Source organism: Faecalibacterium sp. i21-0019-B1 (assembly GCF_042852915.1).
GTDB lineage: Bacteria > Bacillota > Clostridia > Oscillospirales > Ruminococcaceae > Faecalibacterium > Faecalibacterium taiwanense.
On the sequence record NZ_AP031425.1, the window covers coordinates 1,518,040 to 1,543,127 of the forward strand.

The window sequence follows — 25,088 nt, forward strand, 5'->3', positions numbered from 1 at the left end:
ATGCGCATCAAAAAAACTTATATTGTTCTTTCATTCCGCACAACGCTGGATGCCATGGAATGGGAAAAGCAGTGCCTTGCGGAGAAGGTTCCGGGCAGGCTCATCCCACTGCCGCGCGAGATCTCCGCAGGCTGCGGCCTTGCCTGGCGGATGCTGCCGGAAGAATTTGAGCAGTGGCAGAACCGGCTGGACCCGGCACGTTACGATCAGGCCGCAGCAGTAGAACAGTAATAAAGATAAAACAGGAGAATGACGCATGGGTAAAATGCCGCTTTATACAATGCTGCAAAAAGCCCGTTCTGCGGGCGGCTGGACGATGGTGGCCCAGTTAGAGGGCGATGCCGCGGGGAGCCAGCTGCTTTTGCTGGAGGGCAGGCCTGTGTGGCAGAGGGGAGACAGCACCGTACTGCTGCAGCACCTGACAGAACTGCAGGGCTGCACAGCAGCTGGTATTCACTCTGTTGCAGGCACAGACATCTTTGCGGAGCGCTTTGGCGCGGTGCCGCAGCTGGTAGTCTGCGGCGGTGGACATGTGGCTGCAGCCGTTGTGCAGCTTGCAAAGCTGCTGGGCCTGACGGTCCTTGCAATGGATGACCGCGAGGAATATGCACAGCAGCTGCGGCTGGCCGGAGCCGATAAAGTGCTCTGCCTGCCGTTTGATAAAGCGCTTGCGCAGGTACCTGACGGCGCAGAGACTTATTTTGTGGTCGTCACCCGGGCACATGCATTTGATGTGGACTGCCTGAAAGTGATATTAAAAAAGCCTGCAGCCTATGTTGGCATGATGGGCAGCCGTGGGCGTGCCGCACTGGTGCGCCGTCAACTTCTGGAAGCCGGTATCGATGCCGAAAGAGTGGAGGCGTTGTACGCCCCCATCGGGCTTTCCATCGGCTCACAGACGGCAGAGGAGATCGCACTTTCCATTCTGGCACAGATCGTATCGATCAAGAATGCGCGGCCGCAGACGGAGGGCTTTTCATCTGCCCTTCTGGAAGCCATGGCTCAGACAGATGCCGCCGGGCAGCAGGCGGTGCTTGCCGTGATTGCGGCGCGGCACGGCTCTACGCCGCGGGAAATCGGCGCAAAAATGCTGGTTCGCACAGACGGCTCTATTGTGGGCAGCGTGGGCGGCGGTATTATGGAGCACCGCACCATTCTGGCTGCACAGGAAATGCTGACGGGAGCTGCTCCGGCGTATCAACGGCTGCATTTTTCGGCAGACGGCAAAAATGATGATGCAGCAATTGCTGCCTGCGGTGGGTCTATGGAGATCGTATTGACTCGACTCCAGCCCGGAGAGGAGATCAAATGAAGAAGGATGCACTGATCCTTGTGCGCGGCGGTGGCGACCTTGCTACCGGCACCATTCACCGGCTGTGGAGCGCAGGCCTGCGTGTGCTGGTGCTGGAAGCGGAGCATCCGGCGGCGATCCGGCGGCAGGTTTCTCTGTGCGAAGCCGTTTATGAAGGTGAGACCGCCGTTGAAGGTCTGCGTGCGGTACGGATCGAAACTCTGGCACAGGCAGAAGAAATCTGGAAACAGAATGCCGTTCCTGTTCTGGTAGACCCGCAAGGCAAAAGCATTGCGCCCGCAAAGCCGGATGTCCTTGTGGATGCGATCCTTGCCAAAAAGAATCTTGGCACAACGCGGGATATGGCACCCCTGACCATTGCACTCGGCCCCGGTTTCACGGCCGGGCAGGATGTGGATGTGGTGGTGGAGACCAAACGCGGCCACCGGCTGGGACGCATCATTCGGGAAGGCAGTGCCATCCCCGATACCGGCATTCCCGGAATCATTGGCGGCTACGGAAAAGAGCGCGTGATCCATGCCGGCACGGCCGGTATATTTATGGATCTCCGCGAAATTGGAGATATTGTGGAAGCGGGTGAGACCATTGCGCAGATCCGCACGGCAGATGGTGCCATGATCTCTGTGACCACGCAGATCACGGGCATTCTGCGCGGGCTTCTGCGCAGCAGTTATCCGGTAACGCCCGGTTTTAAGGTGGCCGATATAGACCCCCGCAAAGAGGAGCTTTCCAACTGCTTTCTCATTTCGGATAAGGCCCGCTGCATCGCGGGCAGTGTGCTGGAACTTGTCTGCGCTCAACTGTGGAAATAAAACTGTAAAAAGCAAAACCTCCGCTTCCCGGCGGCAGTACCGACAGGGAAGCGGAGGTTTCTATTTTTCATTTCAGTTGCGGTAGCAGCGGTCCTGGCCTACCAGCCAGTCCTCACACAGGCGCTGGGCTTCCTCCAAACTGCGGCTCTCGCAGTCGAAGAATGCACCGTGCATCGAGCGATAGGAGTAGTGAACTCTCGGAATACCGTTGCCATCCTTGAAGCGTTCGCAGCGTTCTTCACCGGGCATCAGAAAAAGTTGTTCCATGGTTCCTTCTCCTTTGATTTCAGCATTCCGGAGCGGCCGGCCGGGTGCAAGCCGCACAACGCTTGCTATTGTAGCACGCAGGGGAAAAGTTTACTATTGCCTTTTTGGCCAAAGATATGCTTTGTTTTTCTCTGTGGTTGTGGCACAAAAGGGCTTGACAAGATCATTTGTACAGGATGCATTCCTGTTCCTGCATTTTCTTTTTTGCCGCTGACGCTTTGCAGGGGCAGCTGCCTTGGCGTATGAAAAAACCGATGGAACGGATGAAAATATTTTGTGTACTTTTCACAGTTTTCTTCTCGAGATTTTGGTGGTACAATAGAAGCATTAAAATATATCCTTTCAGGAGGAGCACATGGCAGAAAAGAATATTGAACTGGATAGTGTAGAGGTCGCCGCAGCTGTTTTTGGCAACTGCGACCGGAACATCCGTCTGCTGGAGAACGAATTTTCTGTTACGGCGGTCTGCCGGGGCACGCAGCTGCGGCTTTCAGGCGAACCGGCCAATGTTGCCGCGGCCAGCCGCGCTGTGGAGGGAATGCTGCTTCTGATCGAGAATCATACACCGCTGGAGGACCAGACCGTGCGCTACTGCATCAGTCTGGCGCACGACGGAGCAGAAAAGCGGGTCAAGGAACTGACCGAAGATTTTGTTACCGTAACGGTCAAGGGACGGCCGATTCGGCCCAAAACACTGGGCCAGAAGGAATATCTCAATGCCATCCGCACCAATGCCATCACCTTTGGCGTTGGCCCGGCGGGTACCGGCAAGACCTATCTGGCCGTTGCCATGGCGGTAAAGGCTTTTAAAGCCAAGGATGTTTCCCGCATCGTGCTCACCCGCCCGGCAGTGGAAGCAGGTGAAAAGCTGGGCTTTCTGCCCGGTGATCTGCAGCAGAAGGTAGACCCTTATCTGCGCCCACTGTATGACGGCCTGTTTGATATGCTGGGTGCTGAAACTTACGAGCGCCTTGTGGAAAAGCAGATCATTGAGGTTGCACCGCTTGCCTATATGCGCGGGCGCACGCTGGATGATTCCTTTATCATTTTGGACGAGGCACAGAACACCACACCGGAGCAGATGAAAATGTTCCTCACACGTATGGGTGTCGGCTCCAAGGTGGTGGTTACCGGTGATGTGACCCAGATCGATCTGCCGGAACGCACCCGCAGCGGTCTTGTGGATGCACTGCACGTGCTTAAAAATGTAAATGGGATTGCACAGTGCTATTTTACTGAGAAAGATGTTGTGCGCCACCGTCTTGTGCAGGAGATTATCAAGGCTTACGAAAAGGCTGCACACCCTGAAAAATAAAATCACCAGAATTCATATAAAGCCATCAAAAACAGAAAGGAGTGGACTGATTTATGTCCAATAAAGTTTTGATCACCAATTCACAGAAGGCCGTCAAGGTTCCTTCCGGTCTGCGCATTCTCATCCGCCGTGCCTGTAATGCCGTGTTGGAGTATGAGCATTTTGAAGCTCCTGCAGAGATCAGCGTGACCTTTGTGGATAACGCCGCCATTGCTGAGCTGAACAACCAGTACCGCAATAAGCCCATGCCCACCGACGTGCTGAGCTTCCCTCTGGGGGTAGACGGCAAATATGATGTTGACGAGAACAACGGCTGCAAAATGCTGGGTGACATCGTCATCAGTATGGAGCGTGCACAGGAGCAGGCAAACCTCTACGGCCATCCGCTGCAGCGTGAGGTGGCGTTCCTGACGGTGCACTCCATGCTGCACCTGCTGGGCTACGACCACGAAAATGGCGGTCTGGAAGCCATGCGGATGCGTGAGAAAGAGGAAGCTGTTCTGCTGCAGCTGGGCCTGCCGCGCACCGTAAGCTATACCGAGTAATTGATTCACCGTGCGGTTGCCGCACAATACAGACAGGAGCTAGATTTTGAGTAACGCTACACCCATTCAGGGGCATTATGATACTTCTTCCGTTTTTGTGGCTGTCATTGGCCGTCCCAATGTAGGCAAATCCAGTCTGACCAACCTTCTGGTTGGCGAAAAGGTAGCCATTGTCACTTCCAAACCGCAGACCACCCGCACCCGCATTACCGGCGTGATCACCCGCGGGCCGCTGCAGTATGTGCTGCTGGATACACCCGGTGTGCACAAGGCACGCAACAAACTGGGTAAACGGATGGATAAGACTGCCAGCGATTCCATTGCAGATGTGGATGTTTCCATGATGCTGTTTGAGCCTTACGGCGCACTGAATGAATCGGAAATGGTGCTGGTGGATATGCTGCGCAGCAGCGGCGGCCCGGCAATTGCAGTCATCAACAAGACCGACCTTGTCAAGGAGCCTGCTGATCTGGAAGCCCGCAAAGAAGAGCTGAAGGCATTGGGTGTATTCGACGATATCTACACCATCAGCGTCCGTGATAACGACGGCTGCGAAGTGCTGTTCGATGCTTTGAGCCGCTATGCTGTGGAAGGCCCGCATTATTTTGATGATGATGCCTACACGGATATGCCGGAAAAGGAGCTTGTGGCGGAGGTCATCCGTGAAAAGGCCCTGCTGTTCATGCGCGACGAGATCCCCCATGGCATTGCTGTTGTGGTGGAGCGCTTCAAAGAGCGCCCGGGCACCGACCTGATCGATATTGATGTAAATATCTACTGCGAGCGCGAAAGCCACAAGGGCATGGTCATTGGAAAAGGCGGCGCAATGCTGAAAAAAATTGCCAGTGCTGCCCGTGCGGACTGCGAAGAGTTTTTGGGCTGCCGTGTCAATCTGCAGTGCTGGGTAAAGGTAAAATCCGATTGGCGCGATAACGAGTTCCTGCTGAACAACTTTGGCTTCAAGCAGAACACCAATAACCGCTGACACTTGCCAAAGCAGGACAGAATTCCCTTGGATGAACGGTTAAAATAAACCTGACACTATCCGTAACAGGGAAGAGGTGCTGCAAATGGATGCACAAGCAAGCTGGCAGGCGTTTGCCTGCACGGGAAACATTCTTCGTTATCTCGATTATAAACAACAGCGGCCGGAAGAAGCCCCGGCAGAGGACCAAGAAAATGGAAGCCTTTGTAACCACGGGTCTGGTGCTGAAGGAGACCCGCTATAAGGAATCGGACCGCATTCTGACGATCCTGACACCGGAACTGGGCGTGATCTCGGCAGCAGCGCAGAGCAGCCTGCGGCTGAAGAGCAAGCTGTTCAGCGCGTGCGGGCTGTTCTGCTACTCCGAGTTCACACTGGTGCCGGGCCGCAACATGTACACTGTGCGGGAAGCAGAAGTGAAAAATGTCTTTCACGGCATCTCGTCCAGCATTGAGGGCATGAGCCTTGCCATGTATATGGCTGAAATGGCAATGACCCTTTCGCCCACCGGGCAGGAGGCACAGCGGGAGCTTCGGCTGCTGCTCAACTGTTTCTATATGATCAGCGAGAGCAAAACGGATCTGCGGGTGATCAAGGCCGTGTTTGAACTGCGCACCATGAGCGAGTGCGGCTTTATGCCGCAGATCGTGTGCTGCCGCGATTGCAGCGCCTATGATGGTGCTGCGTTCTATCTGGATGTGCAGGAAGGTCATCTGCTCTGTGCAGACTGCGCCGCAAAAGCAGGAAAGACCTGCAACCTTGATCAGGGCGCACTGTATGCGCTGCGGCACATCTGCCTTGTGGACGACAAAAAAATATTTGCATTCAAAATTTCTGTGGGCAGTCTGGAAAAGCTTTCCGCAGTGGCAGAGCGCTATGCACTGACCCACATGGATAAGCCTTTGAAAAGCTATGACTTTTTAAAGACCCTGCTGCCCTGAGCATAAAGGGAACCTATGGAAACAAGTTACTTAAAAACTCTGGAACTGGATAAGATCATCGCTCGCGCCGCAGAGGGCTGCGTGTGCAAGGAAGCGCGCGAAATGCTGCTTGCCACTCAGCCGCAGTGCGACCCGGACGAGGTGCGCTATGCGCTGGAACAGACCGATGCCATCAACACCCTGCTGATCAAAAACGGCTCCCCGCGCTTTGGCGGCGTGGAGAATGTCAGCCAGCTGGCGGCCCGCGCCGTAAAAGGCGGCGTACTTTCAATGGGCGAGCTGTTGATGGTGGCTGGTGCACTGCGCAATTTTCAGAATCTTTCAAGCTGGTATGGTGCTTCGGAGCACGACGTTCTGCCTACAGACGATCTGTTCTATGCGCTGGCACCGCAGCCGGGCCTGGAACAGCAGATCTCCAGCGCCATTTTGGCACCGGATGCCATGGCAGACACGGCCTCTTATACCCTGAACGATCTGCGCAAAAAGATCCGCGCAACGGAGAACAGCATCCGTGACCGTCTGGAGAGCATGGTCCGCAATATGGATACCTCCAAGTATCTACAGGAAAGCGTGGTTTCCATGCGCAATGGCCGGTATGTTGTGCCGGTCAAGAGCGAATACCGCGGTGAGGTGAGCGGCATTATTCATGATGTTTCGTCTACCGGAGCCACCGTCTTTGTGGAGCCGCAGGCCGTTGTGGAAGCCAATGCCCGCATTTTGCAGTACCGTGCGCAGGAAGCGCAGGAGATCGAGCGCATTCTGGTGGCCTTTACCGCACAGGTGGCCGCCATTGAGCCGCAGTTCCAGTACAGCTACAAGGCTATGCTGGAGATCGATGTTCTGCTGGCAAAGGCACGGCTGGCTTTGGATCTCAAGGCATTCAAGCCTGCTGTCCGCACCGACGATTCCTTCTCGCTGATCCGTGCGCGCCACCCGCTGATCGATCCTAAAAAGTGCGTGCCTGTGGATATTGCTCTGGGCAGAGATTACGATTCGCTGATCATCACCGGACCGAACACCGGTGGCAAAACCGTCACCTTGAAAACAGCGGGCCTGCTGTGCGCCATGGCGCAGTGCGGCTTCCTGATCCCGGCTGACGAGCGCAGCGAGATCTGCGTATTTGACGAATTTCTGGTGGATATCGGCGATGAACAGAGCATTGAGCAGAGCCTTTCCACCTTCTCCGGTCATATGAAAAAGATCACCGGCATTCTGGAGCTTGCCATGCCGCACACACTGGTGCTGCTGGACGAGCTTGGTGCCGGTACCGACCCCGCCGAAGGTGCTGCGCTGGCTGTGGCCATCATTGAAGAGCTGCGCCGCCGCGGCGTGCTGCTGATGGCCACCACTCACTACGCTGAGCTGAAGGTGTTTGCTCTGGAAACCAAGGGCGTTGTCAATGCCAGCTGTGAGTTTGATCTGGAAACGCTGCGCCCGACCTATAAGCTGAGCGTCGGCGTGCCGGGCAAATCCAATGCGTTCCTCATCAGCGAAAAGTTGGGCATTCCGGAGCGCGTGATCGAAGCGGCACAGCAGCATCTTTCCGCAGAGGATAAGCGTCTGGATGCCGTTCTGGGACAGCTGGATGATCTGAAGCTGCAGCTGAAGGAAAGCCAGAACGAGGTGGAAGAGCTGAAAAATGAAGCTTCCCACCAGCTGGAAGCCGCGCAGAAAAAGCGTGATGAGCTGATCCGTCAGGGCGAAAATGAACTGGAAGCTGCCCGTGCCAAGGCTCGTGCGCTGGCACAGCAGGTGGAAAGTCAGGCTTACGCCCTGACCGACGAACTGCGTCAGCTGCAGAAGGACGAGCGCATGAGCACCCAGCAGAAAGCTCAGCGCGCCCGCGAGATCGCCAAAAAAGAATCGGAAAAGCTGTTTATCGGCTCCGAGGCGGTGCATAACCCCGTCAAGGAATTTGTGCCGCTGAAAGAGGTCAAGGTAGGGCAGGAGGTCTGCATTGCAGAGCTGAACCAGCTGGCCACCGTATTGGCCCTGCCGGATAAAAACGGCGATGTTCTGGTGCGTGCAGGCATCATCAAGACCAAAGTTCCGCTCAAGGGCTTGAAACAGCCGGAAAAGCTGGTCAAGGAAAAGAAACCGCAGACTAAAGCACAGCAGCGTTATTCCCGCCTGACCGGCGATGCCAACCGCCCGAACGGCAGGGTAGAGAGGGTACAGCGTTCCGCCAAGATGGAATGCAATCTGCTGGGCCTGACGGTGGACGAAGCGCTGCCGGAGGTGGATTCCTTTATCGACCGTGCCATCCTGAACGGACAGACAGTGGTTTATCTGATCCACGGCAATGGAACCGGTGCGCTGCGCACAGCTATCCACAAGCATCTGCGCGGCAACCGCATGGTCAAAAGCTTCCGTCTGGGCCGTTATGGCGAGGGTGAAAGCGGCGTGACCGTGGTAGAGCTGAAATAAAGAAAAAGCTATCCGAAGGATTTTTCGGGTAGCTTTTTCTCACATTGAAGGAATTTGCAGAGCAGGATCGTATTCTATAAAGAATGCTAATATAAGGATGTAAGCCAAAATGGCAAAACGATATTCCAAAGCCGCGCACTCAAAAAGACGAAAACAGACTTCTCATGTGCTCAAAAATACGGTCATTCTGCTTTTTTGCGCAGTGGGCATCTGGTTTGGCAGCTCGCTCTGGCATGCAGCGCTGACTCTGCAGACAGCTCAGCCAGCGGAAAGCATCGCCGGTGAAGAATTCCGTCCGCAGGTCGGTGATCCTCCTTACCGCGTGGTGATCGATGCCGGGCACGGTGGAGCAGACCCGGGTGCAAGGGGAGTGATCGAAGAAAAAGATATGACCGCAGCAACCGCCTCGGAACTGATCCGGCTGCTGCAGCAGGACTCTAATTTTATTCCGCTGCAGACCCGTGACAGCTTTGATGAAACCACTACACCCGCCCAGCGTGCTGCCAGAGCGGACGAACAGGCACCGCAGCTGCTGCTTTCCATCCACGGCAACTCAGCTGCAAATGGCTCCACTGCATCCGGCTTTGAGTGCTATCCGGCAGTGCCGGGCCGGACTTGGCATCAGGAAAGCTTTTACTTTGCGCAGCTGCTTGCCAAAGGAATGCAGGCTGCAGGAGCATCTCTGCGTGGGCGCGGGGGAGTCCGATACATTTATTATCTGGAAAACGATCAGAAGCAACTGGTGGAAAGCACCCACACCGAGGTGCGTGCAGAGCGAAGCTTTACGTTGCTGGAAGATGTAAATTGTCCGGCAGTGCTGGCAGAGCAATGCTTTGTAACGAATGAAGCAGATGTTGCACAGTTCGGCAGCGAAGAAGGTTGTAAAAAAACAGCCCGCGTTTATTACGAAGCGATCTGTGCATACTTTGGCACACAGCCGCAGGCCGAGCAGCTTGCCGGGTTCACTTTAAATTAAAAGTATCAGCATAGCATCACCAAGGGAGAAGAAGCGATAACATTCTGAACCCAACACCATACAGCCATCAGTATTTTAAGACCGCTGAACTCATAACCAGAAGAGAAGGGCGGTCTTATTTTTTTTGATTGCATAATTTTCGTATAATGCACGTTATGCGAAATGCAGGGAAGTGAAAAATCTCTATTTTCCTGAATCTGGCCTTTTTCCGCGACCTGCGGATCTGCAGCCATCTGTAATACCGTATGATTCAACTTTTGCGTTTTTTATATTTTTGTGTCTCATTAGTATTTTGGTGCTACAATCTTTTTATGGACTTACAAATTACAAAAGCTGCACAGTCTGCCGCTGCCATGCGCGCTTGCATTTTATTTTTCCAGATTCTCTTTTTATGTTGATATAAGTTCTGTGGTCATTCTAATCTTTTTATTTTTCTGCGCACGACCATTTTGCTCGTGCGATTTCAAATCGCTGGCCAGATCACAGCTTATCATTCCATTATTTATATAAATATATCTATAAAAATACCGCCGATGACATGTCCGCACCTTGGACGCGTCACAGACGGTATCGTTCCATTTTATGGGTAATGTGGTTCAGGAATTTCCGTTTCCAGCGTTCGCATCAGGCTTCATTGCAAGCACGGAAGCATCCAGCCCGATGCCATCCTGAGCCGCACCCTCAAAGGCTTTCATGGGCACAGACGAAAGTTCCTCATCCAGAGCTGAATCCTCTGCTGTCTCCCCTGTTTCCTTCTCTGTTGTATCCAAGATGTGAGAAGATGCTTTGGGCTTTTTGACCTTGCCCAGCGGGTTTTCTTCAATAGCCGCGCGCACCTGAAATTCCTGTAGGTGCGTATAAATTTGTGTGGTAGACACGTTGCTGTGGCCCAAAAGCTGCTTGAGTGTAAGGATATCTACATTGCCGGTCTGATACATCAGAGTTGCGGCAGTGTGGCGCAGCTTATGTGTGGAAAAGCCTTTTAATCCGGCTGCTTTCATTGCACCGGTCACTAGCTGTTCTACCCTGCGGTTCGAGATACGCTCTTTGCGCCGTCGGGTAATAAAGACCGCCTTTTCCTGCGGCAGAAGCCCCTCCATCGTATTGCGTTTGCCCAGATACAGCCGCAATGCTTCCATGCAGGCATCATTCAGATAAACCATGCGCTCCTTGTGGCCCTTGCCAAACAGGCGTATCTGGCGGTTTTCCAAATCAATGTCGTCCAGATTCATGCCGACAAGCTCTGCCAGACGCATTCCACAGTTCAAAAACAGCGTCACCATGCAATAATCCCGCTCCGGAAAATCGCTTTGGGTCTGCGTGCTTTCCAATAACTCCATGGACTGCTCCGCCGTCAGATATTTGGGCAGTACCTTATCCTGTTTGGGTGGGTGGATGGCCGCAGTCGGATCTGCACCCAGCCGGTTGACCTGATTGACCAGGTAATCATAAAAGCCGTGCAGGCTTGCCAGCCGCCGGGCCGTTGAGGATTTTTTGTTGCCGCACTCGCGGTTTAAAAAGTACAGATATTCGTAGATATCCTCCTTTGTTACGGAGGCCCAGAATGCGGTGTCCAGCCCTTTGGGGTCGATATCCTTCATCTCGCTGTCTTCGGGCACAAGCCCACGGCGGCGCTTCATAAAACGGCTGAATCCGCGCAGATCACAGTAGTAGCTGAACGCCGTGTTTGCGCTTTTGCCCGCGATCACTTCCAGATAGCGGACGTATTCTACAATGTCCGGCGCAGCATCATCGAAGGGCTTGTGCTTGCCGGGATTTTTCTCGTCCAGATAGATCGACATTGTTTTTCCTCTTATAAGCGGTCAGATTTCAGGGCATTGATCGCATCGGTGATATAAGCCGCGCCGATCAGCTGCATTCCAGGATAATCTGCCGGGCTCAGATGATTCAGGCTGTGCTTCGGGATCACCGCACGTTCAAAGCCGATACGCTCTGCCTCATGCAGGCGCTGTTCCAGATTGGGTACGCTGCGCACTTCACCGCCAAGGCCGACCTCGCCAATGGCGATCAGCTTATCGCTGACGGGCCTGTCCAGCAGCGAGGAGACCATACTCAAGCAGACAGAAAGATCACAGGCAGTATCACGCAGCGCAATGCCGCCCACGATGTTGATATATACATCCAGGTTTCCAAAGAAATACCCTGCACGCTTTTCCAGCACAGCGATCAGCAGATTCATGCGGTTGTAGTCGTAGCCGCTGCAGGCACGGCGCGGTGCTGGAAAATTGGTTTTGGTTGCAAGGGCCTGAATTTCGCTCAAAATAGGACGGCTGCCCTCCATGGTACAGGCCACACAGTTGCCGGAAACGCCAAGAGGACGGCCTTCCAGCAGCATCTGTGAAGGGTTTTCGATCTCAGCAAGGCCCTGCCCCGTCATATCAAACATGCCCAGCTCATTGGTAGAGCCATAACGGTTCTTGGCCGCACGCAGGATGCGGTACGGCAGCATTTTATCGCCCTCAAAGTAAAGTACCGTATCCACGATATGCTCCATGACTTTTGGGCCTGCAATGGCACCGTCCTTGTTCACATGGCCCACAATGAACATGGGGATCTCCTGTTTTTTGGCCACGGCCAGCAGGCGGGCCGCACTTTCCTTGACCTGACTTACCGTACCGGCGGAGGACGAGATATCCATGCAGCGCATCGTCTGGATGGAGTCGATGACCACGAGATCCGGCTTTTCTTTTTCGATCAGGCCGCAGATCTCGTCCACATCATTCTCCGCTGCCAGAAAGATGTTATCCTGCGGCACTTTCAGCCGGGCAGCGCGCAGCTTGACCTGCCGCACCGATTCCTCGCCAGTGATATACAAAACGCTGTGCTGGTTGGAAATGGCACCGCACAGCTGCAGAAGCATAGTAGATTTGCCCACACCCGGCTCACCGCTCAAAAGCACAACGCCGCCCAGCACAATGCCGCCGCCAAGTACACGGTCCAGCTCCGAAATGCCGGTCAGAATACGGCTTTTTTCTTCGGTCATGCTGATCTCAGAAAGGCGTTTTGCGGTCAGGGTGGTCACCCCTTCCGGGCGGGCGGCTGCCGCCTGTTTGGCTGCGGCAGTACCTGCTTTGGGGGCTTCCGCTACAACGTCCTCGTTCATCGTGTTCCAGCTGCCGCAGCTTGGGCAGCGGCCCATCCAGCGGGGGCTTGTCTCGCCGCAGTTGGAACACACATATACAGTTTTCAGTTTTGGTTCCTTCATCAAAAAAGCTCCTGTTACATTGTCTTGGCTTTATTATTCTCTATTGTAGCATATAACAAGCAAACCCGCAAGAAAAGCCCTTGCTCAAAGCCTTGCTCAAAGCCTGCTTCCAATGCTTGCAAGCGCTGCAGAAATGCCGCACAGCGGCACAAATAACGTCAGCGTCAGCAGATACTGCCGGATGAATCCATGTGGCCGGACGATCTCCCGGTCAGGCCCTGCTGCAAAAAAGGAACAGACGCGGATCTGGCTGCTCACCCGCAGAGAATCTGTGCCGAGCGTGCACAGCCCTGCAGAAGCAGCTGCCGCAGGCAGAAATGCAAGCAGCAGAAGCCACGTTTCCTTTTTCAGTGCCGTGTCGGAAAGCAGCTGCACAAACAGCGTCCCGTTTCCCAGCCCATAGAACATCGTAAACAAAAAGATCAAAACCGGCCCCAGTGCGGAAAAGCCCATCAGGAACAGAAGGGTCGCGGCCGCAGCCAGCGTAAGATATTCCATTCCGAAAAGGCTGGCCGCAGTATGTGAATCTGCAGCGGCAAACAGGCCGCGCCAGCTTTGCAGGTAATATTGCAGCCAGTCCGGCTGCTGCTTTTCGCAGAAAGCCAGAAGCACGCCAGCTGAGCCAGAGCCGATCAGAAAGGCACAGACGAGCAGCCAGCAGGTTTTCTGCCGGGTTTCCGTGTTATGTCTCTGCAGCGGTGAAGGCACTTCCGGTGCGGATCGTTCTGGCGGCAGTGTTTTCTGCGGCTGCGGCAGAAGCGCAGCTTCACCTGTGGGAAGCGGCTGCGCGGCTTCTGGCAAATGCGCTGGCGTTCCTGTTTGCTGATAGACCCACATGATCGAACCTCCCTGTTTTATTTGTTCAGCTGCGGCGCTTTTTCTCCCGGGTCACCATGCCCAGCAATCCGCCAATACTGCCGCACAGGATCAGCACAGCAAACCGCAGCAGCGGCGGCTCTTCCGTAAGCGTACCGGAAGGAACGCTGAGCACCACGAGCAATGCCGCATAAAACAGGCCCTGTACAAGCCCGCACAGCAGGCCGCGTTCCTTCTTGCAAAATGCAGCGATCCAACCGCTGCAAAGGCTCCCTGCACCAACGGCTGCTGTTGCCAGCGGCGGTGCGGCGGCACCAGAATAACCCTGTGCTGTCATCAGCGCTGCCATTGCGGCCAGCCCGCCCGCTGTGACCATAACGCCGACTGCCCCAGCCAGCAGAAGAACCCGGAGTTCCGCCGGGAAAAGTTTTTTCTCAGACATAAAAACGCGCCTCCCTGCCAGTAATCTATGCAGGAAGACGCGTTTGATATGCTCTTAATTGTTTGAAGAAAAAGCTTACTTCTTGTCAGCCTTGTCCATGTTCAGCTTTTCAACAGCGGAAATTGCAGTCTTGGTGAAGCGGATCTTCACACGGTCAGCACCGGTCTCCAGAACAAAGGTATCGTCCTTGATTGCAACAACACGGCCAATGACACCGCCAATGGTGGTGACCTGATCGCCGATCTCCAGGCTGCTGCGCATTGCGGCATCCTTCTTCTCCTGCTTCTTCTGGGGACGATAGATCATGAAGTACAGCAGAACCAGCATCAGAGCCAGTGTGAAGAACAGGCTGATGTAGCCTTCGGAAGTGGTAGTCAGAAATTGCATGGGGCAAAATCTCCTCTCAAAATTCAGATAAGCTTATTATACCTTTTTAAACGACCTGTTGCAAGGCTTATTCTCAAATTCGGGTATCCAGAAGCTTTACATATTTATCGTGGAAAGCCGTGAAGGTGCCTGCATCCAGCTCATCCCGGATGCGCTCCATCAGATGGTTATAGAACCACAGGTTGTGCATGACGGCAAGGCGCATTCCCAAAATCTCCTCCGCTTTGAACAGGTGGCGGATATAGGCACGGGAATAGCTGCGGCAGACCGGGCAGCCACAAGCAGGATCAATGGGGCGTTCATCACGCTCATACTTTGCATTCTTAATGTTGATGATACCGCCCCAGGTGTTCAGGTGACCATGCCGTGCGTTGCGGCTGGGCATTACACAGTCAAACAGATCCACGCCGCGGGCAACGGCCTCGATGATATTGCCCGGCGTGCCCACGCCCATCAGGTAGCGAATCTTATCCTTGGGCATGTGGGGCTCCACCTGACTGATCATTTCATACATCACCTCGGTGGGCTCGCCCACAGCCAGACCGCCGATGGCGTAACCGTCCAGATCAAGATCTGCGATCTGCTTCATGTGCTCCACACGCAAATCAGCAAAGGTGCAGCCCTGATTGATGCCAAACAGCAGCTGATCGGGATTCACGGAAATGCCCTCGTGCTTCAGGCGGGCCATTTCAAACTTACAGCGTTTCAGCCAACGGGTCGTTCGTTCGCAGCTGGCCTTGGAGTAATCGTGCTGGGCGGGGTTTTCCACGCATTCATCAAAGGCCATGGCGATGGTAGAGCCAAGGTTTGCCTGGATCTGCATACTCTCTTCCGGGCCCATAAAGATGCGGTGGCCGTCCAGATGGGAGGCAAAGGTCACGCCCTCTTCGGTGATCTTGCGCAGCTTTGCCAGACTGAATACCTGAAATCCACCGCTGTCGGTCAGAATGGGGCCGTTCCAGCGGGTAAATTTGTGCAGACCGCCCATATCGGCTACCAGCTTGTCGCCGGGGCGCAGATGCAGGTGGTAGGTGTTGCACAGCATGACCTGTGCGCCAATGTCTTTCAGGTCCTGAGCAGACAACCCGCCCTTGATGGCACCGGCGGTAGCCACGTTCTGAAAAGCGGGCGTCTGCACCGTGCCGTGCACGGTCTTGAACTCGCCCCGCCGGGCGTCGTGTTCCTGCTTGAGCAGCTTATAGGTCGTCAAAGAAGGCATAGTTTTTGTTCCTTTCTGTGCACGGAAAACAGCCGTGCGATCTTCATGAAAAAGCCCGGGATCAGGCTCATCAACAACAGAATAGCGGGAAAAATAATCAAAGAATCAGCATTGCATCGCCAAAAGAGAAGAATCTATAACGTTCCTCCACAGCCACCTTATAGGCTGCCATGGTCTTTTCGTAGCCATACAGGGCCGACACCAGCATGATAAGGGTGCTTTCCGGCAGGTGGAAGTTGGTGATCAGGCCGTCGATGCAGTTGAACTTCACGCCTGGATACAGGAAGATAGAAGTGTTGCCGCTGCAGGCGCGGATCTCGCCGTACTTTGCGGCAACGGCTTCCAGCGTGCGGCAGCTGGTGGTACCCACGGCGATCACACGATGACCGGCGGCTTTGGTATCGCGGATCATCTGCGCCGTTTTTTCGTCGATGCAGTACCATTCGCTGTGCATTTTGTGATCCGCGATCTCGTCCTCCTGTACAGGGCGGAAGGTGCCCAGACCCACATGCAGGGTCACTTCGGCAATGTTCACGCCCTTGGCACGGATGGTATCCATCAGCTCCGGTGTGAAATGAAGGCCGGCCGTGGGCGCTGCAGCACTGCCAAGCTCCTTTGCGTAAACAGTCTGATACTGGCTCTGATCCTCCAGCTGCTTTGTGATGTAGGGCGGCAGAGGCATTTTGCCAAATTCGTCCAGCTTTTCATAAAGGGTCTCGGTATCGTAATAAAATGTAACGTACTTGTTGCCGTCCTCCATGGTCTCGTCTACCACGGCGGTCAGGCTGCCGTCACCAAAGCTCACCTTCGTGCCGGGCTGCATCCGCTTGCCGGGCTTTGCAAGGCATTCCCACTGGTCGCCCTTGACCTGACGCAGCAAAAGCAGCTCACACACAGCACCGGTGGGCTGCTTGACGCCCACAATGCGGGCGGGCAGGACCTTGGAATTGTTTACCACCAGCAGGTCGCCCGGCTCTAAAAATTCCGGCAGATCGTGGAAGATCTTGTGCTGGATGCTGTCGTCTTTCTGGCTCAGCACCATCAGCCGTGCAGAGTCTCTGGGGTCAGCCGGCTCCTGTGCAATGAGTTCTTTGGGTAAATCATACCAAAAATCTTTTTTTAACATAGCGTGCAATTTGCCTTTCCGATGATTGACACGGACACCGTATCAATGATATCATAAAATCTGTATAAACAGTATCTATTATATTGCATCGCTGTCCGGTTTGCAAGCCGTGAATCTATGTAATAGAAATATTTATTGAGTTCGCTTTCACGAAAGGAAAGGTGCTGGAAATGGAAAAACAGTATAAAGTGGGTATCGTAGGTGCGACTGGTATGGTCGGTCAGCGTTTTGTGACGCTGCTGGAAAATCACCCCTGGTTCAAGCTGACTGTTCTGGCTGCATCCGGCCGCAGCGCCGGCAAGACCTATGAGGAAGCTGTCGGTCCCCGCTGGGCCATGACCTCCCCCATGCCGGAAAGTGTCAAGAAGATGGTAGTTTTGGATGCATCCAAGGTGGAAGAGGTTGCTTCTCAGGTGGATTTTATCTTCTGTGCAGTCAACATGCCCAAGGATGAGATCAAGGCTCTGGAAGAGGCCTATGCAAAGGCTGAGTGCCCGGTGGTGTCCAACAACAGTGCAAACCGCTTTACCCCGGATGTGCCCATGGTGGTGCCCGAGATCAACGCCGACCACATCGAGATCATCCCCGCACAGCGCAAGCGTCTGGGCACCAAACGCGGCTTTATTGCCGTCAAGTCCAACTGCAGCCTGCAGAGCTATGTTCCCGCCCTGCACCCGTTGATGAAGGATTTTGGCGTCAGCAAGGCTCTGGTGTGCACCTATCAGGCCATTTCCGGTGCAGGCAAGACCTTTGACCGTATGCCCGAGATCGTGGACAACGTGATTCCCTACATCGGCGGCGAGGAAGAGAAGAGCGAGCGCGAGCCGCTCAAGCTGTGGGGCCACATTGAGGGCGACCATATCGTGAACGCCGAAAAGCCGGTGATCACCGCCCAGTGCTTCCGTGTGCCTGTCTCCGACGGCCACACCGCTGCCGTGTTTGTAAGCTTTGAGAAGAAGCCCACCAAGGAGCAGATTTTGGAGGCATGGGCAAACTTCCGCGGCCCCGCACAGGAGCTTGACCTGCCCAGCGCACCCAAGCAGTTCCTGCATTACTTCACCGAGCCGGATCGTCCGCAGCCCAAGCTGGACCGCAACACCGAGAACGGCATGGCTGTGTGCATCGGCCGCCTGCGCGAGGACACCCTGTTTGATTACAAATTTGCCTGCATGAGCCACAACACCCTGCGCGGTGCTGCAGGCGGCGGCGTTCTGCTGGCAGAGCTGCTGGCCGCAAAGGGCTATTTCGACTAAGTATATTTTGCGCAAAAGCGCATACAAAGGAGTTTTTAGTCTATGAAGAATCCTGTCTTTACCGGCGCGGGTGTTGCCATTATCACCCCGATGTACGAGGACGGAAGCATCAACTTTGACGAGCTGGGCCGCATTATTGAGGATCAGATCGCGCACCATACCGATGCCATCATCATCTGCGGCACCACCGGCGAGTGCTCCACCATGACCGATGAGGAGCAGCTTGCCGCCATCAAGTATACGGTGGATGTTGTCAACCACCGCGTGCCCGTCATTGCAGGCGCTGGCTCCAACGATACCGACCACGGTTGCGCACTGGCCGCAAAGTCTGCCGAATGCGGCGCAGACGCTCTGCTGATGGTGACTCCCTATTACAACAAGACCACGCAGGCTGGTCTGGTTGCTCACTTTACCGCCATGGCTGAGGCCGGAGGCATCCCGGTGATCATGTACAACGTGCCTTCCCGCACCGGCCTGAACATTGCCCCGGAGACTGCTCTGGAACTGAGCAAGCATCCTCTGATCAACGGCATCAAGGAAGCTTCCGGCAACATCTCTCAGGTAGCCAAGATCGCACAGCTGTGCGGCGACGAGCTGAACATTTATTCCGGCAACGACGATCAGGTGGTTCCCCTGCTGGCTCTGGGCGGCAAGGGCGTGATCAGCGTCGTGTCCAATGTCAAGCCGGAGCTGGTGCACAACTGCTGCAAGGCATTCTTTGATGGCGATACCGCAAAAGCCCGTGAGCTGCAGCTGGAAATGCTGCCGCTGGCAGATGCTTTGTTCTGTGAAGTGAACCCCATTCCGGTGAAGTACGCCATGAATGTACTGGGCTGGGAAGCTGGCGAGTGCCGTCTGCCTCTGGTAGAGCCGAGCGAGGCCCACAAGGAGCAGATTGAAAAGGCTCTGCGTGCAGAGGGTCTTATTACAGAATAAGTTTTTGGCTGCAAAATGCCCGGCGGAGTGCTCTGTCCGGGCATTTTGCGATATGCCGATATGCAAAACGGGCAGGAAAGGATAAAAATTATGACGGATATTGTGATTCAGGGCATCGGCGGCCGCATGGGCCATGTGTTGTGTGATATGATCGCACAGCGCGAGGACTGCCGCGTGATTGCAGGCATCGACCTGAAGGATGGCGAACAGAACGGCATCCCTGTGTATGACAGCCTGGAAAAGCTGGACGGCAAGGGCGATGTGATCATCGATTTCAGCTCTCCGGCCGCTGTGGAAAAGGCTCTGCCCTACTGTGAAGCTCACAAGCTGCCCATCGTGGTGTGCACCACCGGCCTTTCGGAAGAGCTGCAGCTCAAGGTGGTGCAGCTATCCCGCACGGTGCCGGTGTTCAAGAGCGCTAATATGTCCATGGGCATCAATGTGCTGTCGGAGCTGTGCAAGCGCGCTTCGGCTATTCTGGGTGTGAACTACGATGTTGAGATCGTGGAGCAGCACCACCACAACAAGCTGGATGCACCCAGCGGCACCGCTCTGATGCTGGCCGATGCCATCAATGAGCAAAACAATGGCGAATATCATTATGTTTACGACCGTTCTTCTGTCCGCCAGAAGCGCGATCCGAAGGAAATTGGTATCAGTTCCGTGCGCGGCGGCAGCATCGTGGGTGATCACGAAGTGCTGTTCTGCGGCCCGGACGAGGTGATCACTCTCAAGCACACCGCTTACTCCCGCAATATTTTTGCAAACGGCGCCGTGAATGCAGCAGTTTACCTTGCAAAAAAGGAGCCGGGCCTGTACAATATGGGTGATATGATCGCTGCACTTTAAAAAGCCTGATTGCTCTGCTTTTGGCAGAAACATGGTGGAAGGATGTGGACGCGGATGAGCAATCAATCCCCGCAACAACACCGGCGCAGACCGACTGCAAAACGCCGCGCCAGAAGGCAGGCTTTCTGGACAGCCGGAGCGATGCTGATCGTATTTCTGTTCTGCCTGCCATTGCTGCCAAAGTTCTTTCTGCAGGAAAGCATACCGACGGCAGAACCGGTGAGCACGGAAAGCTCTTCTGCAGGTTCTGCCACTGTATCACAGCTGGAAGAAGCAGAGCCTGCGCCAGAGCCGGAACCGCAGCCGCTGGTTCAGACTGTCTGCTTTTCTGCAACAGGAGATAATCTGATCCACGCTCCCATTTATAAGCAGGCGCAGCGCCGCGCTTCCGGAGAGGAAGCTTACAGTTTCGATTACTGTTACGAACATATTGCGCCTTTTTATGCACAGCATGATGTGAACTGGATCAATCAGGAAACGCTCTGCACGGATGAATTGGAGCCATCCTCCTACCCATGCTTTTCTACGCCGGGCGATTGCGCCCGTGCGCTTTACCGGGCGGGTGTGCGGGTGTTCAGCCTGTCCAATAACCACACCTACGATAAAGGCGCTTCCGGCATTGCCGCTACCCTGCGCTTCTGGGGCAGTATGCCGGAGGATGTAGTGACCACCGGTTTGTGGAAGGGAGAAAGTGACTACGGTCATATCCCGCTGCAGACTGTCAATGGTGTAACGATCGCGTATCTTTCCTACACAGAGCATACCAATGGCATCCCGCAGAACAGCTCCATGCAGGCCAATGTGATCTATACCAGCCAGACCGATGTGATCGAGCAGCAAGTAAAAGCGGCACGTCAGCTTGCAGATTTTGTGGTGGTGGGTGTGCACTGGGGCGTAGAAAACAGCCATGCCATCGCAGATCCGCAGCGAACTCTGGCGCAAAACCTTGCAGACTGGGGTGCAGACTTGATCATTGGCACCCACCCGCATGTGCTGCAAAATGCACAGTGGCTGACTGCAGCAGACGGCAGGCAGGTGTTCACGGCCTATTCTCTGGGCAATTTTATCAGCACGCAGGAAAAGCCCAATCAGCTGGTCGGCGCAATTTTATCGGTTCAGCTTGAAAAAACGACCGAACCGGACGGCACTGTCCGTTGCAGCGTGCTCTCTCCCAGACTTCTGCCGACGGTGACCCACTATGATGCAGGCAAATCCAATGTGCGTACCTACCTGTTCCGCGATTATACCGAAGCCCTTACAAAGGCCCACGGAGTACGACAGGCGTATCCAGATTTCAGCCTGGAAATGATTCAGTCCATTGCCCGGGAAAATATCGACCCGGAGTTTTTGCAGCTTACCTGAATATTTTTGTATTGTTGAAGCCCGCCTTTCGGGCAGAACGGAGGATCCTTATGTACGGAGTATCGAAGATCAATATTGAGCCGAGCCTCATGATGATCAGTGTGCAGGATGTAGAGTTCAAGGGCAACAGCCTCGCACGTTACCTGCAGATCTTTGCAGATAACGGTGTGGTCGTAGATATGATCAGCCAGAGTGCACCCCATGGCACCACCATCGATTTCTGCTTTACCGCTTCCAGCAGTGATCTTCCGCTGGTGATGAAGGCTATTTCCGTTGCAAATCTGGACAAGGATGCCAAGGCTTCTCCGCTGATCAGCGTGGGTTATTCCAAGCTGAACCTGTTTGGTGAAGAAATGGTCACCAGCTGCGGCGTAGCTGCCCGTGCACTGAATTCTCTGGCAATGGCCGGCATTGAAGTACTGCTTATCACCACCAGCGATCTGGATATTTCCCTGCTGGTCCACGCAGAGAATGAGGATGCAGCTTACGAAGCATTGAAGAAGGCTTACGAGCTGTAAATTCTGCAAGCAAGCGAGCAATCCTCCATCAAGTGAAAAAAATGCCGGTGCACTCCAAAACAGAGTACACCGGCATTTTCATGTTCAATATTTTTACAGAGTGACCTTGTGGTAGATCTTCTTGCCCTTCTTGATCACAATACCCTTTGCCAGCTGCTCAGCAGTGAAGCCAACGGTGGGAGCGGCTACCTTTTCGCCATCCACCAGAACACCGCCCTGCACGACCAGACGGCGTGCCTCGCCGTTGGATGCTGCCAGACCAGCCTTGACCATCAGGGTCAGGATACCGATGGAGCCATCGGTCAGGTCGGCCTCGGTCAGCTGAGTAGAAGGCATGTGCTCGGTATCCATTGCGCTGCCGCTGAACAGTGCGCGGGCAGCATTCTGGGCCTTCTCGGCCTCTTCTTTGCCATGGACCATGCTGGTCAGCTCGTAAGCCAGAATTTCCTTAGCTTCGTTCAGGCGCTGATCCTTCCATGTGCTCATCTCGTCGATCTGCTCCAGCGGCAGGAAGGTGAGCATGCGGATGCACTTCATCACATCGGCATCGCCCACATTGCGCCAGTACTGGTAAAACTCGAATGGACTGGTCTTGTTGGGGTCCAGCCAGACGGCATTGCCGGCGGTCTTGCCCATCTTCTTGCCCTGAGAGTCGGTCAGCAGGGTGATGGTCATAGCATAAGCGTCCTTGCCCAGCTTGCGGCGAATCAGCTCGGTGCCGCCCAGCATGTTGCTCCACTGGTCGTCGCCGCCGAACTGCATGTTGCAGCCGTAGTGCTGGAACATGTAGTAGAAGTCGTAGCTCTGCATGATCATGTAGTTGAACTCGAGGAAGGACAGGCCCTTCTCCATGCGCTGCTCGTAGCACTTGGCGCGCAGCATGTTGTTCACGGAGAAGCAGGCACCCACATCACGCAGCAGTTCCACGTAGTTCAGGTTCAGCAGCCAGTCTGCATTGTTCAGCATCAGTGCCTTGCCCTCAGAGAAGTCGATGAACTTTTCCATCTGCTTTTTGAAGCATGCGGCATTGTGGGCGATATCCTCTTTGGTCAGCATCTTGCGCATGTCGGTACGGCCGGAGGGGTCGCCGATCATGGTAGTGCCGCCGCCGATCAGGGCAATGGGCTTGTTGCCTGCCATCTGCAGGCGCTTCATCAGGGTCAGGGCCATAAAGTGGCCTGCGGTCAGGCTGTCGGCAGTGCAGTCAAAGCCAATGTAAAAGGTTGCCTTGCCATTGTTGATCAGGTCGATGATCTCTTCATCGGTGATCTGGGCCACCAGGCCGCGGGCCTTGAGTTCTTCGTACAGAGTCATGATTTTTTCCTCCTGTTTGTGGGCAGAGGGAAAAATAAAACACCCCCTGCCAAAAATGAATTTGGCAGAGGGCGAGAAAATTCGCGGTACCACCTCTGTTTGCCGCTTCCTCACAGAAACGACCTCACGAGTGCACACCCCAGAGTAGAGAGACACTCCTGCGTTTGTAACGCTCGCACGCGGCACAGCCTATTAACCTGAACGGCATTCAGCCTGCAGCTCCGGGAGGTATTTCCCCTGCTGCTCTGCGGCCCCTTACACCAACCGGGGTTTCTCTGGGCAGAACACTTCAAGGTACTTGTTCCCTTCATCGCCATTAACAAGGACTACTTTATCACAATGCTTCGGGCTTGTCAACCCCTTATCTGCAGCGGCTTATTTTGCGCCAAGACCCAGCATTTCGCGGGCATTGGCACGCGAAAGCTCGGTAATGTGGTCGCCGGAAATCAGCCGGGCCAGTGCTTCCACCCTGCCCTCCTCATCCAGCGGATGGATCTCGGTATAGGTGCGGTCATTGGCTACATTTTTCTGAATCAGCAGATGGCAGTCCGCCAGTGCAGCGATCTGGGCTGTATGGGTGATGCACAAGATCTGGTGGCCCTGTGCGCTCTGGCGCAGTACCTCACCAATACGCCCGGCGGCTTTGCCAGAAACACCGCTGTCGATCTCATCATAGATCACAGTAGGCACGGCATCCTTATCGGCCATTGCATTTTTGATGGCCAGCGTGATGCGGCTCAGCTCGCCGCCGGAAGCAATTTTTGCAAGGGGTTTGGGCGCCTCACCGGGGTTTGTGGAAATGTAGAACTCGATGCTGTCCTGCCCATGGCTTGCCAGCGGGCCGCGGGTATGGCGCAGTGTCATGCGCACGCCCGGCATGTTCAGAAAATCCAGCGTGCCGGAAATACGCTTGTTCAGCTCTTCAAAAGCGCGCAGGCGCGTCTGGGTCAGTGCTTCTGCCTTTTCACGGGCCAGCGCATAAAGGCGGAGCTTTTCTGCCTGCAGGTGGTCATGCCGCTCCTGTGAGGACTGGATGCGCTCCAGTTCTTCCCTTGCATTCTGTCCAAAAGCGATCACGTCTTCTACCGTATCACCATATTTGCGCTTGAGCTTGTAGATCAGATCCAGACGCTGCTCAATCTCGTCCAGCTCCGCATCGTTGGTATCATAGGAATCCAGCCGACCGATCAAATCTGCGGCAACATCCTTTGCATTGTAATACAGATCCAGCAGCTGACTGGATGCACCGGCAAGTGCATCATCCAGCTGCGCGGCAGCATCCACTGCATTGGATGCCTCACCCAGCAGATCGACTGCGCCGGAGGCCTCGTCATCGCCCGAAAGCAATGCATAGCTCTGTGCGATCTTATCCCGGATGGCAGATGCATTGGCAAGGATCTTGCGGCGGCTTTCCAGCGTCTGTTCCTCTCCGGCGGTCAGTCCGGCATCCTCGATCTCCTGCACCTGATAGCTCAACAGATCAATCCTGCGCTGCTTTTCGGCTTCGTCGGTGATCATGGCATCCAGCTCCCGCTTGATACGCACAAGCTCCCGGTACAGGACATAATAGTCCTGAAACTCCGCGCTGTTCTGCGCATAATCATCCAGAATGCCCAGATGTCTTGCCGGGTTCAAAAGGCCCACAGAGTCGTGCTGACCGTTGATATTGATAAGTCCTCCACACAGCTCCCGCAGAACCGCAGCCGTTGCAGGCATTCCGTTGATGCGGCAGGTGCTTTTGCCCTCGGCTGTGATCTCGCGGCTGAGCATCAGTGCATCCGAGCGCTCGTAGCCCGCCTTCTCAAGGCTGTCCAGCACCGTACCGGGCACCTCCTCAAAGGCTGCACGGATCACCGCCTTGGAGGCCCCTGTGCGCACAAGATCCTTTGAAGTGCGGTTTCCCAGGATCGCATTGATGGAATCGATCAGGATCGACTTGCCGGCACCAGTCTCACCGGTAAGAACATTCAGGCCCGGCTTGAAATGTACTTCAGCCTTCTGGATCACAGCAACATTTTCAATTTGCAGGCTGCTCAGCATATCTTTTCTCCCGCGTTATT

General features: G+C 54.8%; 24 protein-coding genes and 1 other annotated feature. Of the genes, 14 read left to right on the forward strand and 10 right to left on the reverse strand.

Annotated elements, in window-relative coordinates:
- From ACGHP1_RS07690 to yqeB, 3 genes are read left to right on the forward strand one after another with little or no spacing between them, the layout of a single operon-like run.
- On the forward strand, window positions 1-231 hold the full coding sequence (locus ACGHP1_RS07690; protein WP_097775510.1) for a DUF3343 domain-containing protein: 231 nt from the start codon (window positions 1-3) through the stop codon (window positions 229-231).
- A 25-nt stretch (window positions 232-256) separates the two neighbouring features.
- Window positions 257-1,312, forward strand: a complete 1,056-nt coding sequence (locus ACGHP1_RS07695; protein ID WP_349137383.1) for an XdhC/CoxI family protein — start codon at window positions 257-259, stop codon at window positions 1,310-1,312.
- Window positions 1,309-2,124 carry a selenium-dependent molybdenum cofactor biosynthesis protein YqeB gene (gene yqeB, locus ACGHP1_RS07700; protein WP_390508819.1) on the forward strand — a complete coding sequence of 272 codons (816 nt, stop codon included), beginning with the start codon at window positions 1,309-1,311 and terminating at the stop codon, window positions 2,122-2,124. Before ACGHP1_RS07695 ends, yqeB begins: the two co-directional genes overlap by 4 nt.
- Before the next feature lie 72 nt (window positions 2,125-2,196).
- Here the strand turns inward: yqeB and ACGHP1_RS07705 are convergent, their stop codons facing one another.
- Window positions 2,197-2,391, reverse strand: a complete 195-nt coding sequence (locus tag ACGHP1_RS07705; RefSeq protein WP_005942104.1) for a DUF3873 family protein — start codon at window positions 2,389-2,391, stop codon at window positions 2,197-2,199.
- A gap of 355 nt (window positions 2,392-2,746) precedes the next feature.
- Here ACGHP1_RS07705 and ACGHP1_RS07710 point away from each other — a divergent pair, with 355 nt between their 5' ends.
- The 6 genes from ACGHP1_RS07710 (at window position 2,747) to ACGHP1_RS07735 (ending at window position 9,580) form a co-directional block, all read left to right on the forward strand.
- On the forward strand, window positions 2,747-3,706 hold the full coding sequence (locus ACGHP1_RS07710; protein ID WP_005942102.1) for a PhoH family protein: 960 nt from the start codon (window positions 2,747-2,749) through the stop codon (window positions 3,704-3,706).
- 53 nt (window positions 3,707-3,759) lie between these two features.
- Window positions 3,760-4,251: an rRNA maturation RNase YbeY gene (gene ybeY, locus ACGHP1_RS07715; RefSeq protein WP_097775507.1), complete on the forward strand. Its 492-nt coding sequence runs from the start codon at window positions 3,760-3,762 to the stop codon at window positions 4,249-4,251.
- Between the two features lie 46 nt (window positions 4,252-4,297).
- Complete coding sequence (era, locus tag ACGHP1_RS07720; RefSeq protein WP_154255692.1) at window positions 4,298-5,236, forward strand: GTPase Era; 939 nt, start codon at window positions 4,298-4,300, stop codon at window positions 5,234-5,236.
- A 194-nt stretch (window positions 5,237-5,430) separates the two neighbouring features.
- On the forward strand, window positions 5,431-6,177 hold the full coding sequence (gene recO, locus ACGHP1_RS07725) for a DNA repair protein RecO (protein ID WP_044953693.1): 747 nt from the start codon (window positions 5,431-5,433) through the stop codon (window positions 6,175-6,177).
- 15 nt (window positions 6,178-6,192) lie between these two features.
- Entirely contained in the window at window positions 6,193-8,604 is a 2,412-nt protein-coding gene (locus ACGHP1_RS07730) for an endonuclease MutS2 (RefSeq protein WP_390508824.1), read from the forward strand.
- Window positions 8,605-8,713: 109 nt separating this feature from the next.
- Entirely contained in the window at window positions 8,714-9,580 is an 867-nt protein-coding gene (locus ACGHP1_RS07735) for an N-acetylmuramoyl-L-alanine amidase (protein WP_242961900.1), read from the forward strand.
- Window positions 9,581-10,176: 596 nt separating this feature from the next.
- On the opposite strand, the gene ACGHP1_RS07740 is transcribed toward ACGHP1_RS07735, so the two are convergent.
- The 7 genes from ACGHP1_RS07740 to queA form a co-directional block, all read right to left on the reverse strand.
- Window positions 10,177-11,382: a tyrosine-type recombinase/integrase gene (locus ACGHP1_RS07740; RefSeq protein ID WP_005942091.1), complete on the reverse strand. Its 1,206-nt coding sequence runs from the start codon at window positions 11,380-11,382 to the stop codon at window positions 10,177-10,179.
- 11 nt (window positions 11,383-11,393) lie between these two features.
- Entirely contained in the window at window positions 11,394-12,806 is a 1,413-nt protein-coding gene (gene radA / locus ACGHP1_RS07745; RefSeq protein WP_082210849.1) for a DNA repair protein RadA, read from the reverse strand.
- 96 nt (window positions 12,807-12,902) lie between these two features.
- Entirely contained in the window at window positions 12,903-13,643 is a 741-nt protein-coding gene (locus ACGHP1_RS07750; protein WP_390508827.1) for a hypothetical protein, read from the reverse strand.
- Window positions 13,644-13,668: 25 nt separating this feature from the next.
- Window positions 13,669-14,064, reverse strand: coding sequence for a TIGR04086 family membrane protein (locus ACGHP1_RS07755; protein ID WP_005942088.1), 396 nt, complete (start codon window positions 14,062-14,064; stop codon window positions 13,669-13,671).
- Window positions 14,065-14,139: 75 nt separating this feature from the next.
- Window positions 14,140-14,451, reverse strand: a complete 312-nt coding sequence (yajC, locus tag ACGHP1_RS07760) for a preprotein translocase subunit YajC (protein ID WP_005942086.1) — start codon at window positions 14,449-14,451, stop codon at window positions 14,140-14,142.
- 73 nt (window positions 14,452-14,524) lie between these two features.
- Window positions 14,525-15,670, reverse strand: a complete 1,146-nt coding sequence (tgt, locus tag ACGHP1_RS07765; RefSeq protein WP_390508831.1) for a tRNA guanosine(34) transglycosylase Tgt — start codon at window positions 15,668-15,670, stop codon at window positions 14,525-14,527.
- Between the two features lie 97 nt (window positions 15,671-15,767).
- A complete protein-coding gene (gene queA / locus ACGHP1_RS07770; protein WP_005942082.1) occupies window positions 15,768-16,796 on the reverse strand; it encodes a tRNA preQ1(34) S-adenosylmethionine ribosyltransferase-isomerase QueA in 1,029 nt (342 codons plus the stop codon).
- A gap of 170 nt (window positions 16,797-16,966) precedes the next feature.
- Between queA and asd the strand changes: the two genes are divergently transcribed.
- From asd to ACGHP1_RS07795, 5 genes are all read left to right on the forward strand, one after another.
- On the forward strand, window positions 16,967-18,049 hold the full coding sequence (gene asd / locus ACGHP1_RS07775; RefSeq protein ID WP_005942078.1) for an aspartate-semialdehyde dehydrogenase: 1,083 nt from the start codon (window positions 16,967-16,969) through the stop codon (window positions 18,047-18,049).
- 42 nt (window positions 18,050-18,091) lie between these two features.
- Window positions 18,092-18,985, forward strand: a complete 894-nt coding sequence (dapA, locus tag ACGHP1_RS07780; protein WP_097781776.1) for a 4-hydroxy-tetrahydrodipicolinate synthase — start codon at window positions 18,092-18,094, stop codon at window positions 18,983-18,985.
- Window positions 18,986-19,075: 90 nt separating this feature from the next.
- Window positions 19,076-19,834, forward strand: a complete 759-nt coding sequence (dapB, locus tag ACGHP1_RS07785) for a 4-hydroxy-tetrahydrodipicolinate reductase (protein ID WP_044953691.1) — start codon at window positions 19,076-19,078, stop codon at window positions 19,832-19,834.
- A gap of 141 nt (window positions 19,835-19,975) precedes the next feature.
- The gene (locus ACGHP1_RS07790) at window positions 19,976-21,196 is read left to right on the forward strand and encodes a CapA family protein (RefSeq protein WP_390508835.1); all 1,221 of its coding nucleotides are present in this window, start codon (window positions 19,976-19,978) and stop codon (window positions 21,194-21,196) included.
- A gap of 50 nt (window positions 21,197-21,246) precedes the next feature.
- Window positions 21,247-21,714 carry an ACT domain-containing protein gene (locus tag ACGHP1_RS07795; RefSeq protein WP_390508837.1) on the forward strand — a complete coding sequence of 156 codons (468 nt, stop codon included), beginning with the start codon at window positions 21,247-21,249 and terminating at the stop codon, window positions 21,712-21,714.
- Between the two features lie 93 nt (window positions 21,715-21,807).
- On the opposite strand, the gene tyrS is transcribed toward ACGHP1_RS07795, so the two are convergent.
- Together tyrS and recN are read right to left on the reverse strand one after the other, a co-directional pair.
- A complete protein-coding gene (gene tyrS / locus ACGHP1_RS07800) occupies window positions 21,808-23,028 on the reverse strand; it encodes a tyrosine--tRNA ligase (RefSeq protein ID WP_044953690.1) in 1,221 nt (406 codons plus the stop codon).
- Between the two features lie 64 nt (window positions 23,029-23,092).
- Window positions 23,093-23,348: a binding site (T-box leader), on the reverse strand.
- A gap of 55 nt (window positions 23,349-23,403) precedes the next feature.
- A complete protein-coding gene (recN, locus tag ACGHP1_RS07805) occupies window positions 23,404-25,068 on the reverse strand; it encodes a DNA repair protein RecN (protein ID WP_332376308.1) in 1,665 nt (554 codons plus the stop codon).
- Window positions 25,069-25,088: the final 20 nt, after the last annotated feature.

Excerpts from the sequence above, each read along its gene's own strand:
- ACGHP1_RS07795 (WP_390508837.1), top strand. The coding sequence starts at position 21,247 with ATGTACGGAGTATCGAAGATCAATATTGAGCCGAGCCTCATGATGATC.
- yajC (WP_005942086.1), bottom strand. The coding sequence starts at position 14,451 with ATGCAATTTCTGACTACCACTTCCGAAGGCTACATCAGCCTGTTCTTC.
- ybeY (WP_097775507.1), top strand. The coding sequence starts at position 3,760 with ATGTCCAATAAAGTTTTGATCACCAATTCACAGAAGGCCGTCAAGGTT.
- dapA (WP_097781776.1), top strand. The coding sequence starts at position 18,092 with ATGAAGAATCCTGTCTTTACCGGCGCGGGTGTTGCCATTATCACCCCG.
- ACGHP1_RS07740 (WP_005942091.1), bottom strand. The coding sequence starts at position 11,382 with ATGTCGATCTATCTGGACGAGAAAAATCCCGGCAAGCACAAGCCCTTC.
- tyrS (WP_044953690.1), bottom strand. The coding sequence starts at position 23,028 with ATGACTCTGTACGAAGAACTCAAGGCCCGCGGCCTGGTGGCCCAGATC.
- yqeB (WP_390508819.1), top strand. The coding sequence starts at position 1,309 with ATGAAGAAGGATGCACTGATCCTTGTGCGCGGCGGTGGCGACCTTGCT.
- dapB (WP_044953691.1), top strand. The coding sequence starts at position 19,076 with ATGACGGATATTGTGATTCAGGGCATCGGCGGCCGCATGGGCCATGTG.
- tgt (WP_390508831.1), bottom strand. The coding sequence starts at position 15,670 with ATGCCTTCTTTGACGACCTATAAGCTGCTCAAGCAGGAACACGACGCC.
- radA (WP_082210849.1), bottom strand. The coding sequence starts at position 12,806 with ATGAAGGAACCAAAACTGAAAACTGTATATGTGTGTTCCAACTGCGGC.
- ACGHP1_RS07755 (WP_005942088.1), bottom strand. The coding sequence starts at position 14,064 with ATGTCTGAGAAAAAACTTTTCCCGGCGGAACTCCGGGTTCTTCTGCTG.
- ACGHP1_RS07695 (WP_349137383.1), top strand. The coding sequence starts at position 257 with ATGGGTAAAATGCCGCTTTATACAATGCTGCAAAAAGCCCGTTCTGCG.
- ACGHP1_RS07790 (WP_390508835.1), top strand. The coding sequence starts at position 19,976 with ATGCTGATCGTATTTCTGTTCTGCCTGCCATTGCTGCCAAAGTTCTTT.
- ACGHP1_RS07750 (WP_390508827.1), bottom strand. The coding sequence starts at position 13,643 with ATGTGGGTCTATCAGCAAACAGGAACGCCAGCGCATTTGCCAGAAGCC.
- recO (WP_044953693.1), top strand. The coding sequence starts at position 5,431 with ATGGAAGCCTTTGTAACCACGGGTCTGGTGCTGAAGGAGACCCGCTAT.
- ACGHP1_RS07735 (WP_242961900.1), top strand. The coding sequence starts at position 8,714 with ATGGCAAAACGATATTCCAAAGCCGCGCACTCAAAAAGACGAAAACAG.
- ACGHP1_RS07710 (WP_005942102.1), top strand. The coding sequence starts at position 2,747 with ATGGCAGAAAAGAATATTGAACTGGATAGTGTAGAGGTCGCCGCAGCT.
- ACGHP1_RS07690 (WP_097775510.1), top strand. The coding sequence starts at position 1 with ATGCGCATCAAAAAAACTTATATTGTTCTTTCATTCCGCACAACGCTG.
- recN (WP_332376308.1), bottom strand. The coding sequence starts at position 25,068 with ATGCTGAGCAGCCTGCAAATTGAAAATGTTGCTGTGATCCAGAAGGCT.
- asd (WP_005942078.1), top strand. The coding sequence starts at position 16,967 with ATGGAAAAACAGTATAAAGTGGGTATCGTAGGTGCGACTGGTATGGTC.
- ACGHP1_RS07705 (WP_005942104.1), bottom strand. The coding sequence starts at position 2,391 with ATGGAACAACTTTTTCTGATGCCCGGTGAAGAACGCTGCGAACGCTTC.
- ACGHP1_RS07730 (WP_390508824.1), top strand. The coding sequence starts at position 6,193 with ATGGAAACAAGTTACTTAAAAACTCTGGAACTGGATAAGATCATCGCT.
- queA (WP_005942082.1), bottom strand. The coding sequence starts at position 16,796 with ATGTTAAAAAAAGATTTTTGGTATGATTTACCCAAAGAACTCATTGCA.